Source organism: Streptomyces ipomoeae 91-03, from assembly GCF_000317595.1.
Classification (GTDB): domain Bacteria; phylum Actinomycetota; class Actinomycetes; order Streptomycetales; family Streptomycetaceae; genus Streptomyces; species Streptomyces ipomoeae.
Map to the genome: position 1 here is coordinate 1 of NZ_AEJC01000087.1, position 13,310 is coordinate 13,310.

Below are 13,310 nucleotides of genomic sequence, written 5' to 3' on the forward strand. Positions count from 1 at the left end.
CTCAAGAGGGCTCTCCCAGGACGAAGTCGGCGCAGCGCTCGCCGATCATGACGGCGGGTGCGTGGGTGTTGCCGGAGGTGACGGCCGGCATGACCGAGGCGTCGGCGACGCGCAGGCCCGGTACGCCGTGGACGCGCAGCTGGGGGTCGACCACCGCGTCCGGCCCGGTGCCCATGCGGCAGGTGCCGACCTGGTGGTGGTAGCTGAGCAGGTTGCGCTTGACGTACGCGGCGATCTCGGCGTCGGTGACGACTCCCGGGCCGGGCCCGATCTCGCGGGCGCGCCAGTCGCCCAGGGCCCGCTGGGCGCCGATCTCACGGGCCTGCCCGACCGCGGTCACCATCGCCCTCAGGTCGTACGGATCCGCGAAGTACCGCGGGTCGAGGACGGGTGCCTGGGTGGGGTCGGTGGACCGCAGCCGGAGTCGGCCGCGGCTGAGGGGGCGGATGGTGCCGGCCAGCACGGTGTAGCCGTGTCCCTCTTCCGGTACGTCCTGACCGGTCACGGGCAGCGGCACGTGGGACATCAGCGGCTGCAGGTCGGGGGCGGTCATCGTGGGGTCGGTCTTCGCGAAGTACTGCGCCTCCAGCTTGTTGGCCGTGCCCGACGGCACCGGGCGGGAGGACTCCCACACCACCGGGGTCAGCGCGTGGTCGTGCAGGTTGGCACCCACCCCGGGAAGGTCGGCGAGCACATCGACGCCCAGGGCGCGCAGCTCGTCGGCCGGGCCGGCGCCGCTGAGCAGGAGGAGCTGGGCCGAGCCGATGGTGCCGCCGGACAGGATCACGTCGCCGGAGCAGCGCAGGGGTGTGGCCCTGCCGTCACGCAGCACCTCCACCCCGCGGGCCCGCCCGCCCTCGACGAGCACCCGGGCGACCGGGGAGCCGGTCATCACCGTCAGCAGCGGGCTGTCGAGGATCGGCTGTACGAAGGCGGTCCAGGCGCTGATCCGCTTGCCGTCACGGATGGTGCGGTGCAGCAGGCCCGCGCCGAGGATCTCCTCGGCGTTGCAGTCGTCGTTGTGCGGGATCCCGTACTGCTCGCACGCCTCCACGAAGGCGACGGAGACCGGGTTGGGCGCGTGGTTGCGGGTGACCGGCAGCGGGCCGCCGGTGCCGTGGTAGGGGGAGGGCCCGTCCTCGAAGTCCTCCGAGCGCTTGAAGTACGGCAGGACCTCGTCGTACGACCAGCCCGTGGCTCCGTGGACCTTGGCCCAGTCGTCGTAGTCGGACCGGTGGCCCCGGACGTAGATCATGCCGTTGAGGGCGCTGGAGCCGCCGAGCACCTTGCCGCGCGGCCAGAACACCCGCGTTCCGTCGGCGTGCTGCTGGGGTTCGGTGCTGTAGGCGTAGTCCTCGGGGGCGTTCCACAGCTCCCACATGCGGAGCGGATCGTGGATGGCCGGGTTGTCGTCCCGTCCGCCGGCCTCGATCAGCAGGACGTTCCGGCCGGCGTCCACCAGTCTGCGTGCGACGACGCAGCCGGCGGATCCGGCGCCGATCACGATGTGGTCGTAGGCGTTGTGTGCGGCTTCCATGCCGGAAGAGTGCGGCCCGGTGGGCGATCCCGCTTGTGGCGCGGTGCACGGATAAGTTGCGGTGCCGTGCACGGGCGGGCACGGCACCGCCCTCTGTCACGCGGACATGGTTGGCGCGGACAGGGTCGCGCGCGCCTCACGTGGGCTGATGCCGTACGCCGCCTTGAAGACGTGGCTGAAGTGGGCCGGGTCGGGGAAGCCCCACCGGCCGCCGATGGCGCTGATCGGCACATGAGCCAGCCCCGGGTCGGTGAGGTCCCGGCGGCAGCGGGCGAGGCGGTGCTCCCGGAGCCACCCGGAGACCGTGTATCCCTGCTCGGCCATCAACTTGTAGAGGTAGCGGCGGGAGATGCGGTGGGCGGCGGCGATCCGGTCGGGGCCCAGGCGCGGGTCGGCGAGGTGCTGTTCCATGTAGGCGAGGATGCGGCCCGTCAGGAGCGCCGGGCCGTCGTCGCCCGGGTCCTGCACGGCACCCGCGTGCTCCGCGAGGAGAGTGTCTACGAGGTCCACCACGTTCTCGGCCAGCCGGGGCGTGCCGACGCTCTCCAGCTCGTCCACCTGCCGCGCCAGCCCGCTCAGGAAGGGGCGCACCACCGTACCCAGTCCGTTCCGGCAGGACACGGTGGTGGCGGTCATGCGTTTGAGGTCGCGCTCGGGCATCCGCAGCATGGTCCGCGGGAACATCAGTACGAGGTTGCGGGAGCGCCGGCCGGTGTCGAGGGTGTACGGATGCCGGGTGTCGTAGACCGCCAGCTCGCCCGGCCCCAGCTCGGCCTGGCGGTCCCCTTGGGTGATCACGCACTGCCCGGCGAGCATCAGGCTCACCTTGACGACGTCCGGGGCGCCCGACTCGATGAGGCGCCGGGTACGGGCCACACCGTGCGCCTCGGCCGTCACGACCGACACCTGCACCGGGCCGACCCGGGCGGTCCGCAGTTCGGCGTGGAAGTCGGGGCACTCGCGCGGCACGGCCTCCAGAGGCACGAAGCTCCGGCTGACGACGTCACGCCAGAAGTCCAGCCTTCGGCCGGCCGTGCCGTCGGTTGGCGTGGTGATCGAGGGCATGCGGCTCTCCTCTCCCCGGATGCGGTTCCCGGGGAGGCGGGCCGCGCGGGGCCCGCCTCTGGCGTCGGAGTGTAGGTCAGCCCAGTCCGTCCGCACCCACCTGGACGGCGGATTCGTCGAGCAGGGCGTCGGAGACGGGTTGGGGGTTGCCGTCGAGGTCGAGGACGGGGGTGGCCTCCTTGTACCAGGATTCGATGACGGCGTTGCCCCAGAAGTCGCGGCGGCGGTCGTCGTGGACGTTCCAGCGGTAGGTCTCGTGGTCGGGGTCGCCGGTGTAGTAGTCGGAGGTGTAGATCTCCACGCGGTGGCCGTCGGGGTCGCGGAGGTAGAGGTAGAAGGCGTTGGAGACGCCGTGGCGGCCGGGGCCGCGTTCGATGTGGTGTTCCTTGCGGACGGAGCCGAAGAGGTCGGCGCAGCGCAGGACCTGGTGGGATTCGTGGGTGGCGACGCCGAGGTGGTGCAGGCGGGGGCCGGCGCCGCCGGTGAAGGCGACGTCGTGGACGGTCTGTTTGCGGTACATCCAGGCCGCGTAGAGCTCGTGTTCGTCGCCTTCGATGGTCTCGGAGCAGCCGAAGCCGAGGGACTGGTAGTGGGTGTAGGCGGCGGGGATGTCGGGGGTGCAGATGTTGAAGTGGTCCAGGCGGGCGATCTCGGCGCCGTGGCGCAGGTCGTAGCGCTGGATGAGGCGTTCGGCGCGCTCGATGTCGTAGAAGAACTCGACGGGGAAGCCGAGCGGGTCCACCACTCGCACCGCGTCGCCGATACCCGGGGTGCCCTCGCCCTTCTTCAGCCGTTTGACCGGTCGGCCGAGCCGGCGGAAGAACTTCTCCGCCTTGTCGACGTCCTCGGGGGTGCGCACCCGGTAGGCGATGTGGTCGAGGGCGGGCGTTTCACCGTGCCTCAACACCAGGGAGTGGTGAGTGAGTTCGTCGGTGCCGCGCAGGCACAGGGTGCCGGTGTCCTCGTACTGGACGTGGAAGCCGAGCATGTCGACCCAGAACCAGCGGGCGGCGCCGAGGTCGGTGACGGCGAGCTGGGCGTAGGCGGAGCGGATGACATCAGGGGCGTCCGGGTGCGGGTGGGTGCTCATGAGGCGGCTCCGAAGCGGGGGGTGTGCACATCACCGAGGGCGACGTGGACGATCTTCGATTCGGTGTAGAAGTCGATGGAGTGGGCTCCGCCCTCACGGCCGACGCCGGAGGCCTTGACCCCGCCGAAGGGGGTGCGCAGGTCACGGACGTTGTGGGAGTTGAGCCAGACCATGCCGGACTGGACGGCGTGGGCGATGCGGTGGCCGCGCTTGAGGTTCGAGGTCCAGATGTAGGCGGCCAGGCCGAACTGGGTGGCGTTGGTCAGTTCGATCGCCTCGGCCTCGGTGTCGAAGGGGGCGACGGCGACGACCGGGCCGAAGATCTCCTCCTGGAAGATCCGTGCGTCCCGCTCGACGTCGGCGAAGACGGTGGGCTGGAGGTAGTTGCCGTCCGTGAGGTGGGCGGGACGGGTGCCGCCGGCGACGAGCCGGGCCTCCTTCTTGCCGATCTCGACGTAGTTCAGGACGCGTTCGTAGTGCTCGGGGTGGACGAGTGCGCCGACCTCGGTGGCCGGGTCGGAGGGCAGCCCGACACGGACGTTCGCGGCCCGCTCGGCCAGGCGACGCGTGAACTCCTCGTACAGCGGACGCTCGACCAGGACCCGTGAACCGGCCGTGCAGCGTTCGCCGTTGAGGGAGAACACCCCGAAGACGACCGAGTCGAGGGCGGCTTCGAGGTCGGCGTCGGCGAAGACGACGGCCGGGGACTTGCCGCCCAGCTCCATGGAGGTGGTCTTCAAGGCTTCCGCGGAGGAGCGGATGATGTGGCGTCCGGTGTCGGTGGAGCCGGTGAAGGAGATCAGCGGTACGTCCGGGTGGTCGACGAGGGCCTGTCCGGCCTCCTCGCCGATGCCGTGGACGATGTTCACCACGCCCGCCGGGACACCGGCCTCGGCGAAGATCTCCGGCCACAGGGACGCGGACAGCGGGGTCCACTCGGCGGGCTTGAGGATCAGTGTGCAGCCGGAGGCGAGGGCGGGGGCGAGCTTCCAGCTCTCCAGCATGAACGGGGTGTTCCACGGGGTGATCAGCCCGGCCACCCCGACGGGGGTGCGGACGACGTAGCTGAACTGGTCACCGCCCTGCCGGAACGCCTCCTCACCCAGCGCCACGATGACGTCCGCGAAGTAACGGAAGTTCTCGGCGGCCCGGCGGGCCTGGCCCTTGGCCTGGGTGATGGGCAGCCCGGTGTCGTAGGTCTCGAAGGCGGCGAGCCGGTCGTGGCGGGCCTCGACCGCGTCCGCGATCCGGTTCAGGACGTTCGCCCGCTCCCGGTTGCCGAGTGCCGACCAGGCGGGGAAGGCGGCCCGGGCGGCGGCCACCGCTCGATCGACGTCGGCGGCCGAACCACGCGCGGCCTGGGCGTACGGCGTGTTGGAGACGGGATCGGCGACGTCGAAGGTGCGGCCGTCGGCCGCGTCGACGAGTTCGCCGCCGATCCAGTGCTGAATGGCCGAGGGCAGGTTCTCGATGGTCATGGTCATGCTCCGATCTGCTGGGTGAGGTCGCCGCCCTCGGCGAGCAGCGCGCGGATCTTCGTCAGACCCGCGTCGGTCGGGGTGGTCAGCGGCGGGCGGACATGCGGGGAGGCGATGCGGCCCTGCTGCGCGAGCACCCACTTCGCGGGCGCCGGGTTCGTCTCGACGAAGAGCAGGTCCACCAGCGGGTGCAGGCCGTAGTGCAGGTCACGGGCGGCGGCCATGCTTTCGGTGTCTCCCGCCTCCCACAGCTCGTACATCCGCGCCACCGCGCCCGGCGCGAGGTTGGCGACGGCCGAGACGAACCCCGCCCCGCCCAGCGCCAGCAGCGGCAGGCACAGCAACTCGATGCCCGACCACACCAGCAGCGAACGGCCACAGGCGTGCAGCACACGGGAGAAGTGCTCGAAGTCCTTCGTCGTCTCCTTGACCCCGACGAAGTTCTCGAAGTCCGTGAACAGCCGCTTCACCGTCTCCGGCGCGATGTCGACGGCGGTGCGCGAGGGCACGTTGTAGGCGACGATCGGCAGGTCGGGGAACTCCCGGGCCACCCTCGCGTACCACTGGTACAGCGCCTCCTGGGTGGGGCGGGCGTAGTAGGGCGTGATGACCAGCGCCGCGTCCGCACCCAACTCCTGTGCGGCGGCGGTGATTTCGAGGGTCTCGTCGAGCTTGTGGGAGCCGGTGCCGGGCAGGAAGGGCACCCGGTCCCCGATCTCCTCCACCGCCGTACGCATCCCCGCGATCCGCTCGGCCACGGACTGCGCGCTCGGCTCACCGGTCGAGCCGCCCAGCGAGATGCCGTGCGAACCGGACTCCAGCTGGAAACGGATCAGCCCGCGCAGGCTGTCGTGGTCGACGGCGCCGTCCGCCGTGAACGGCGTGACGACGGGGGCGATGGACCCGCGGATGACCGACGGGTCGCTGCGGAACTTCACTGTGTCTCTCCCCTGCACCAGTTCTCATAGGCATCCCGCCAGGCCGGACCCAGCGGATACAGACCGTCGACGCTCTCCCCCGCCGTGACCTGCTCGGTGATGAACCGCTCCTGCCGCTCCTGCTCCCGCGAGTCGGCGATCAGCTCCTCGGCGAGGTCCGGCGGTACGACGACCACGCCGTCGTCGTCGCCGACGATCAGGTCGCCCGGCTGGACCAGGGCCCCGCCGCAGGCGATCGGCACGCCGGTGTCCCAGGGGACGTGGCGGCGGCCGAGCACACTCGGATGCGCACCCGCCGCGTACACCGGCAGCCCCAGGTCGGCGACGGCGGCGCTGTCACGGACCGCGCCGTCGGTGACGACACCCGCAGCGCCCCGCTTGTGCGCCCGCAGGGCGAGGATGTCGCCGAGCGTGCCCGCGCTCGGGTCCCGGCGGGCGTCCATCACCAGGACGTGTCCGGGGCGCAGCTCCTCGATCGCCCGCTTCTGGGCGTTCATCCCGGTGCCGTACCGCTTGAACAGGTCCTCCCGCAGCGGCAGATAGCGCAGGGTGTGGGCGACGCCCACCATGCGTGTGCCGGGCGTGACGGGGTGCACGCCGTCGAGGGACATGTGCGGCAGACCGCGCCCTCGCAGCTGGGCGCTGAGCGTCGCCACGGCGACCGAGCGCAGCCCCTCGGCGAGCCGTGGGTGGAGCAGGGGCTCGGGCTCGTACGTCGAGCCGTACGCCGCCTCCCGCTCGGCCGGATCAGCCTTGGGCATCGCGCCGTACGCCTCCAGAGCGGGCCCGTCGGCGATCGGGTTGCGCAGCCGTCCGGTCGACAACTCCCCACCGGTGACCTCGACTTCCACCACATCGCCGGGCGAGACGACCGACGCCCCCGCCGGAGTCCCGGTGAGGATCACGTCCCCCGGCTCCAGCGTCACCAGCCGCGACAGGTCCGCGACCAGCTCCCCGAAGGGGAAGAGCAGCGTGTCCGTCGTGTCGTCCTGCACCGGTTCGCCGTTCACCCAGGTCCGCAGCCGTAGCGCGGCCGGGTCGAGTCGGCGTGCGTCCAGCAGGCGGGGGCCGATCGGGGTGAAGCCGTCGGCGCCCTTGGAGCGGAGGTTGGAGCCGCGGTCGGCGTAGCGCAGGTCGTACACCCCGGCGTCGTTCGCGGCGGTCACCCAGCGGACGTGCGCCCAGCCGTCCTCCGGTCGTACGCGCTGTGCCCGTGAGCCGATGACGAGCGCGATCTCCCCCTCGAATCCGAGGAGTTCACACCCCGTCGGCCGGACGATCGCCTCCTGCGTCCCGGACAGCGAGGACGGCGGTTTGAGGAAGTAGGAGGGATGCTTCGGCGTCCGTCCGCGCTCCTTCGCGCGACTCGGGTAGTTCAGATGGACCGCGATGACCTTCGAGGGAGGGTTCCCGAGCGGGTGCGGCATCAGGCACGCTCCAGGAACGCCTGCACCCTGGCCTTGTGCGGCTCCAGGTCGTACGAGCCCACGTACGCCCCGGCCATGCGCACCGGGTCGCCGAAGAAGTAGTACTCGTACAGCGCCTGGCGGCTGGAGAACGCGGAGATGCAGGTGTCCCACACCAGCCGGAAGAGCTTCACGCGCTCCGGGCCGCTGAGCGTCGCGGACTGCAGGTAGGCCTCGATGTCGGCGGCGGCAGGGCCGGTGACGTCGGCCTCGGTCGGGGTGGCCATCAGGCCGGAGGCGCCGAGCTTGCGCAGGATCTGCGGGAAGCGCTGGTAGAGCTTGGGGTAGAGGTTGCGGGCCGTGTTGAGCGGGGGCCAGGCGGGGGTGAGGACCCCGAACTCGTTGACCTCGGCGTCGGCCTCGGCGGCCCGCAGGAAGGCGCGCAGCGTCTCCAGGGTGCTGATGACCTCGGCGATGTCCTCCTGGACGTGCTGGAACTGGCCGATCCCGATCGCCTCCACCAGCAGTGACACCAGACCCAGCACGTACTCGGTCTTGGCGGTCGTGCGGGTGACGACCTGGTGGGTCATGTGGTTGACCGAATTGGCCCGGGAGTAGAAGCCGTTGCACAGCTCCGGTTCGCCCAGCACGAAGCAGCGCTCGTACGGAACGTGTACGTCGTCGAAGACGACCACGCAGTCCGACTCCTCGAAGCGGGAGGCGAGGGGATGGTCGTGGGGCGGGCGGTCGTGGTCGAGGGGTTCGCGGGCGATGTAGCGCAGGCCCGGGGTGTCGTTGGGGACGGCGAAGGCGTACGAGTACGGCTTGTCCTCCGGGGTGCCGCGCAGGACGGTCGACGGGAAGACGAGCATCTCGTCGGCGAAGGGCGCGATGGTGGCGAGCATGCGCGCGCCCCGGATGACGACCCCGTTGTCGTCCTCCTTCACGATCCGCGCCGCCAGCTTGCCACCGGCCTGCTGGGTGCCGGCCACGGACCGGTTGACCTGCGGCGGGATCAGCGTGTGCGTGCACAGCAGGTCCTCTTCGCGGACCTTCTCGTAGTAGCGGCGGATGTTCTCGCCGAAGGCCGGGTCGGACCGGGCGAACCAGTCGGCGGCGGAGGCGAGCGCCATGAGGGAGCTGTTCATGTAGTCGCCGGTGCGGCCGAGCATGCCGTTGCTGTGGTCGGCCCACACCTTGAACGCCCTGCGGCGCTTGACCAGGTCCTCCGGGGTCCTCGGGGTCAAGAAGGAGGTGCCGACGGGTTCGCCGGAGGTGGGCGAGGTGTAGGTCAGCGTGTCCTTGTGCTCGTCGCTGTGCTGGAGGTCGTACAGCTCGGCGTAGGTGCGCACCACGTTGCGGAACGCGGGGTGGTCTGGGATGCCGCCGGTGATGGTCTCGCCCTGGATGTGGACGGTGGGGCGGGAGGCGGCGAGCCGCTGGAGGTATTCCTTGCCGGTACGGGCTGCCATGTGCGGGCTCCTGTAGGGGAGTTCGGGGTTCAGAAGAGGTGCTCGATGCCGCCGGCGGACTCGGTGGCGGTGCCGAAGCGGCTCCAGGCGTAGGTGAGGGCGTCGCCGTCGCGGTGGCCGAGGTCGACGACCTCGCCGACGACGAGGGTGTGGTCGCCGCCGTCGTACGAGCGCCATGGCGCGCACTCCACCCAGGCGAGGGGGTGGGCGATCCGGGGGGCCAGGGCGCCTTGCACCCAGTCCGGCCGGACGGGCTCGGGCGCTCCGGCGAACAGCTTGGCCAGGGGTTCCTGTTCGGCGCCCAGGACGTTCACGCAGAACGGGCCCTCGGTCAGCCGGTCGTGGCAGCGCGCTCTGCGGGCGACGCTCACCAGGACGAGCGGCGGCTCGGCCGAGACGGAGGTGAAGGAGTTCATCGTGGCGCCGCGGGGGCCGTCGTCGCCGTTGTACGTGACCACGGTGACGCCGGTCGCGAAGCGGGACAGGCACGCGCGCAGGGCGCCTGGATCGGGTGGGGCCAGGGTCGGGTGGGAGGACATGGTCACGGACTCACCTGCTTCCTGCAGGGCAGCGATCAAAGCTAATCAAAGCTTGAATAATCAAAGCTTTGGCTACATGCGATGGACCGTACCCCCGGCGTGACGCCCTCGTAAACCCCTCGGCGCGGATCGGTCCCCCGCCCGGTCACGGGCACCCCCGGACCGCACGCCGGACGCCCGGCCTACACTCCGGGCATGAGCCAGGCACAGCCCGACCCGGCGGACAACCGGCAGCAGAACACGGATGACCTGCACTTCTGGTCGTTCGTCGATCACGCCGTGGCGACGTGCAGCCGGGAACTGCCCGAGATCGATCCGGTCGCCATGCGGCTCGTGCAGACCCTCTTCCGCGTGGCGAACATGGTCGTGTACGACATGGAGTCGACCGTGCACCGGCCGCGCGGGCTGTCCTGGGCCGGCTTCCGGATCCTCTTCGCCATCTGGACGGCGGGTCCGCTGGAGCCGAAGAAGGCCGCCGAGCTCACCGGCATGAGCCGTGCGGCCGTGTCCGCGCTGGTGACGACGCTGGAACGGGACGGGCTCGTCACCCGCGACCGCGCCCTCCACGACCGCCGCTCGGTCCTGCTCGGCCTGAGCGAACAGGGCCGTACGGTGATCACCGACGCGTTCCGCGCCCAGAACGCCCGTGAGAAGGAGTGGGCCGAAGCCTTCGACGAGGACGACCGCAAGACGCTGATCGCCCTGTTGGAGAAGCTCACGGCGCACTCCGTCGACGTCGACGCGCGGCATCGCGCCTGAGACCCGACGCCACGACCACCGATCCCGGGAGGCCGGCGTGGAAAGCCCTGTGAAGCCCCCGCAGTTCTCCCTCCGGCAGCTGGTCCACTTCGTCGCCGTGGCCGAGGAGGGCACGCCGACCAGGGCCGCGCAGCGGTTGTGCGTCTCCCCGTCCGCGGTGTCCCTGGCCCTGGGTGAGCTGGAACGGGCGTTGAAGGTGCAGTTGTGCGTACGGCGCAAGGCGCACGGCATCACACTGACCCCGTCGGGGAGACGGCTGCTCGGCTGCCATCCGACGCTCGCGCCGACCGTACTGCCGCGCCTGCTGTGCGGGTTCGGCGAGCGGTACCCCCGGATCACCATCGACTTCGAGGAACGCACCCAGGACGACCTGCAACAGCGCATGCTCGACGGGAAGCTGGACCTCGCGGTGCTCTACGACATGGACGCGCTCCCGGAAATCGAGCGGGTGGAGCTCCACACCACCCGGCCCCACGTCCTGCTTCCGGCGGATCACCGGCTGGTGGAGTCGGTGAACAGGCCGGGCGACCACGCGGCGCCCGCCGACTGCCGGCCTCCAACCGGACGGTGACCGCCCGGGACGCCACCGCGCCCGGCTTCGACCTCAAAGGGGCGGCGCGAACCACGGCCGGGAGCACCGTCTGACCGCACCGCGGACGGGTGCGCGGGCTCCCGGGCATCCGCGTCACTCGCCCGGCACGCGCCCCCTCCGCGGCCGCCGGCTGGTCCATGGCCCGGCTGCGTGAAGAGCCCTCGCAGGCGCGGCCGGCGCACGCCGGTATTCCATTGACGCGCCCGGCGACGTGTCGTTGCCCAATGGCCTCGCGTGGTTGTCTCTCGTTGCACCGCGTTCTTGTCGTGGCGTGCACCACCTCCGGGCCGCCTGGTCGGGGTGGGGACGTGCGGAGAGCCGCGCCCTGCCAGGTCGGCCCCGGCCCGACGCCGTGCGTCCGGACACGAAGTCGGGGGCTTCGTCGATCGGTTCGGGCCCACTGCGCCTCGCCGCGATCCTCCACCGCACCCCTCGGATGCGCGGGTTTTCGCCCCAACAGCCCCTGCGGCGGCCTATGTTCACGGCGGTACCCGATCTCGTATTCGCAGGAGGCCCTCATGCGCAACGCGCTCCGCACCGCCATAACCGGAGCGGTGACCGTCGCCACCGTCCTGATGTGCGGCACCGCCCAGGCCACGCCTCCGGGACCGGGGGTCACCGCCCGCCTGATCAGTCAGACCACCGTGAACGGCACCGACTACACCCTGCGGGAGATCACCGTCCCGCCCGGGCAGAGCACCGGCTGGCACTACCACGACGGGCCGCTGTACGGCGTCGTCAACCAGGGCACCCTCAGCCACTTCGACTCGACCTGCGCCTCCGACGGCGTCTACCCCACAGGCAGCGCCATTCAGGAACCGGCCGGGGCCGGCAACGTCCACATCGGCCGCAACCTGGGCGACACACCGCTCGTCCTGACCGTGCTCTACGTCCTCCCGCACGGCGCCCCGTTCTCCGAGGACGCCCCCAACCCGGGCTGCCCCTTCGAGTGAGCGCGGCCACGGGCGCCGCGCCGTGACCGAGCAGCGGCTGCCGCGATCGGCCGCCGGGCTGTCAGGCTCGGCGGCCGATCGCGACAAGGTTGGTGCCGAAGAAGCGGAGCCCGCTCCCGGTCCGCTCGGCCTGTTCGGTCTGTTCGGTCTGCCGGAACGCGTCGTCCCAGCGGGTGATGTCGTCCGGTGTGGCGAGGCCTTCGGCGAGCAGGACGTCACGGGCGGCCCAGGCGGGGCCGCGCATACCGGGCGGGGGCGTGAGGACGTTGACGTAGCCCTCGAAGGCGATGACTTCCAGTCCGGCCGCCGTGAGGAGTTCGTCGAGCCGGATGCCGACGGTCAGATCGTTGCCGCGACGCCGGTGCAGTTCCCGGTACCGGTCGTCCATCTCGTCGTACTCGGCGGGCCCGCCCCGCAGTCGGAAGGAGCCGGCGTCGATGTCGACCAGGTACACCGTGCCGCCGCCGGGCCTGGCCAGCTGGGCGAGGTGGTCGACGATCGCCTGCTCCCGGCCGCCGTTGTGGGCCAGGACATGCCTGAGCATCACCAGGTCGAACGTGCCCTCGGCCAGCCCGGTGTCATCGGCGGATCCGATGCCGGTGCGCACCCGTACGCCGGAGCGTTCGGCCAGCGCCGAGGCGACGGCCAGCGCGTCGCCGTCCCGGTCCACCGCCCATACGGCACCGTCCGGAGCGGCGATGTCCGCCAACCGCACCGAGATCGCGCCGGGCCCGCACCCCACGTCCGCGATCCGCGCCCCGGGCACCGCCCCGGCGACGGTCCACAACTCGCGTTCACGCCGCTCGGCGAGATCGGCCATGAGCCGGTAGCGGGCGATCTCCGAGTCGTCGAGGCTGAGGGAGTAGTCGGCCACGTCGGGGGTTCCTCTCCTGGGCGGTGGACGGCCCATTGTCCCCGCCTGACCGCGCCTTCGCCCGGAAGGTGGCGTCAGCGTTCGAGGGTGAAGCGGAGTTCGGGGCGTTCCCAGGTCACCTTCGGGGGCTTCGGAGGCACCCGGCCGACCAGTTCGGCGCCGACGCGGCGGTAGAACCGCTCGGCCGGTGGATTGGAGACCACACGGACCTCGGTCAGCCCGGCCTTCCTGGCCTCGGCGAGCATGTGTTCCACCAGGAGCCGCCCCAGCCCCGTCCCCTGGGCCTCGTTCGCCACGAACAGCATGTCCAGTTCGGCCGGTGGCTCCAGGAAAAGGGAGTAGAAGCCCAGCAGGCCACCGCCCTCGTCCAGCGCGACGAAGGTCGGATGGCGGGCGACGTAGTCGGCGGTGACCTCGTATCCGGCGATGATCGGGGCGTACCGCCCCTGGTAGCCGTTGGACGCTCGCACGAGTGCCGTAAGGCGCGCCGCGTCCCGCGCCGTGGCCCTGGTGATCGTCGTGGTCCGCTTCAGCACAGGCCCCCACCTCGACAGTTATCGCACATCACTTGCAACAACTTTCTCATGGCATCAAGAGCGGAGAGGGG

Annotated in this window: 13 protein-coding genes; 3 read left to right on the plus strand and 10 right to left on the minus strand. The window is 71.2% G+C overall.

The window, feature by feature from the left end; all coding sequences use genetic code 11:
- Position 1 precedes the first annotated feature (1 nt).
- The 8 genes from STRIP9103_RS05400 to STRIP9103_RS05435 all read right to left on the minus strand — a co-directional run bounded on the left by STRIP9103_RS05400 (position 2) and on the right by STRIP9103_RS05435 (position 9,525).
- Positions 2-1,537, minus strand: a complete 1,536-nt coding sequence (locus STRIP9103_RS05400) for a GMC family oxidoreductase (RefSeq protein WP_009300221.1) — start codon at positions 1,535-1,537, stop codon at positions 2-4.
- Between the two features lie 96 nt (positions 1,538-1,633).
- Positions 1,634-2,602: an AraC-like ligand-binding domain-containing protein gene (locus STRIP9103_RS05405; RefSeq protein ID WP_009300208.1), complete on the minus strand. Its 969-nt coding sequence runs from the start codon at positions 2,600-2,602 to the stop codon at positions 1,634-1,636.
- Between the two features lie 76 nt (positions 2,603-2,678).
- Positions 2,679-3,692 (minus strand): 3,4-dihydroxyphenylacetate 2,3-dioxygenase, encoded by a 1,014-nt coding sequence (gene hpaD, locus STRIP9103_RS05410; protein ID WP_009300211.1) that lies wholly within the window; start codon positions 3,690-3,692, stop codon positions 2,679-2,681.
- Complete coding sequence (gene hpaE / locus STRIP9103_RS05415; protein ID WP_009300215.1) at positions 3,689-5,176, minus strand: 5-carboxymethyl-2-hydroxymuconate semialdehyde dehydrogenase; 1,488 nt, start codon at positions 5,174-5,176, stop codon at positions 3,689-3,691. The genes hpaD and hpaE overlap by 4 nt, the downstream gene beginning before the upstream one ends.
- Complete coding sequence (gene dapA, locus STRIP9103_RS05420; protein WP_009300202.1) at positions 5,173-6,108, minus strand: 4-hydroxy-tetrahydrodipicolinate synthase; 936 nt, start codon at positions 6,106-6,108, stop codon at positions 5,173-5,175. Before dapA ends, hpaE begins: the two co-directional genes overlap by 4 nt.
- Entirely contained in the window at positions 6,105-7,535 is a 1,431-nt protein-coding gene (locus tag STRIP9103_RS05425; protein ID WP_009300220.1) for a fumarylacetoacetate hydrolase family protein, read from the minus strand. Before STRIP9103_RS05425 ends, dapA begins: the two co-directional genes overlap by 4 nt.
- A complete protein-coding gene (gene hpaB, locus STRIP9103_RS05430) occupies positions 7,535-8,986 on the minus strand; it encodes a 4-hydroxyphenylacetate 3-monooxygenase, oxygenase component (RefSeq protein WP_009300218.1) in 1,452 nt (483 codons plus the stop codon). The genes STRIP9103_RS05425 and hpaB overlap by 1 nt, the downstream gene beginning before the upstream one ends.
- A 29-nt stretch (positions 8,987-9,015) precedes the next feature.
- Complete coding sequence (locus STRIP9103_RS05435; protein ID WP_048819748.1) at positions 9,016-9,525, minus strand: flavin reductase family protein; 510 nt, start codon at positions 9,523-9,525, stop codon at positions 9,016-9,018.
- Positions 9,526-9,720: 195 nt separating this feature from the next.
- Between STRIP9103_RS05435 and STRIP9103_RS05440 the strand changes: the two genes are divergently transcribed.
- From STRIP9103_RS05440 to STRIP9103_RS05450, 3 genes are all read left to right on the plus strand, one after another.
- Entirely contained in the window at positions 9,721-10,284 is a 564-nt protein-coding gene (locus STRIP9103_RS05440; RefSeq protein WP_009300216.1) for a MarR family winged helix-turn-helix transcriptional regulator, read from the plus strand.
- 37 nt (positions 10,285-10,321) lie between these two features.
- Entirely contained in the window at positions 10,322-10,855 is a 534-nt protein-coding gene (locus STRIP9103_RS05445) for a LysR family transcriptional regulator (protein WP_199790513.1), read from the plus strand.
- Positions 10,856-11,394: 539 nt separating this feature from the next.
- Entirely contained in the window at positions 11,395-11,829 is a 435-nt protein-coding gene (locus STRIP9103_RS05450; protein ID WP_009300207.1) for a cupin domain-containing protein, read from the plus strand.
- A gap of 61 nt (positions 11,830-11,890) precedes the next feature.
- Here the strand turns inward: STRIP9103_RS05450 and STRIP9103_RS05455 are convergent, their stop codons facing one another.
- Positions 11,891-12,703 carry a class I SAM-dependent methyltransferase gene (locus tag STRIP9103_RS05455; protein WP_009300210.1) on the minus strand — a complete coding sequence of 271 codons (813 nt, stop codon included), beginning with the start codon at positions 12,701-12,703 and terminating at the stop codon, positions 11,891-11,893.
- Positions 12,704-12,777: 74 nt separating this feature from the next.
- Positions 12,778-13,239 (minus strand): GNAT family N-acetyltransferase, encoded by a 462-nt coding sequence (locus STRIP9103_RS05460; protein ID WP_009300213.1) that lies wholly within the window; start codon positions 13,237-13,239, stop codon positions 12,778-12,780.
- Positions 13,240-13,310 lie beyond the last annotated feature (71 nt).

Excerpts from the sequence above, each read along its gene's own strand:
- STRIP9103_RS05405 (WP_009300208.1), bottom strand. The coding sequence starts at position 2,602 with ATGCCCTCGATCACCACGCCAACCGACGGCACGGCCGGCCGAAGGCTG.
- STRIP9103_RS05425 (WP_009300220.1), bottom strand. The coding sequence starts at position 7,535 with ATGCCGCACCCGCTCGGGAACCCTCCCTCGAAGGTCATCGCGGTCCAT.
- hpaD (WP_009300211.1), bottom strand. The coding sequence starts at position 3,692 with ATGAGCACCCACCCGCACCCGGACGCCCCTGATGTCATCCGCTCCGCC.
- hpaB (WP_009300218.1), bottom strand. The coding sequence starts at position 8,986 with ATGGCAGCCCGTACCGGCAAGGAATACCTCCAGCGGCTCGCCGCCTCC.
- hpaE (WP_009300215.1), bottom strand. The coding sequence starts at position 5,176 with ATGACCATGACCATCGAGAACCTGCCCTCGGCCATTCAGCACTGGATC.
- STRIP9103_RS05440 (WP_009300216.1), top strand. The coding sequence starts at position 9,721 with ATGAGCCAGGCACAGCCCGACCCGGCGGACAACCGGCAGCAGAACACG.
- STRIP9103_RS05450 (WP_009300207.1), top strand. The coding sequence starts at position 11,395 with ATGCGCAACGCGCTCCGCACCGCCATAACCGGAGCGGTGACCGTCGCC.
- STRIP9103_RS05435 (WP_048819748.1), bottom strand. The coding sequence starts at position 9,525 with ATGTCCTCCCACCCGACCCTGGCCCCACCCGATCCAGGCGCCCTGCGC.
- STRIP9103_RS05400 (WP_009300221.1), bottom strand. The coding sequence starts at position 1,537 with ATGGAAGCCGCACACAACGCCTACGACCACATCGTGATCGGCGCCGGA.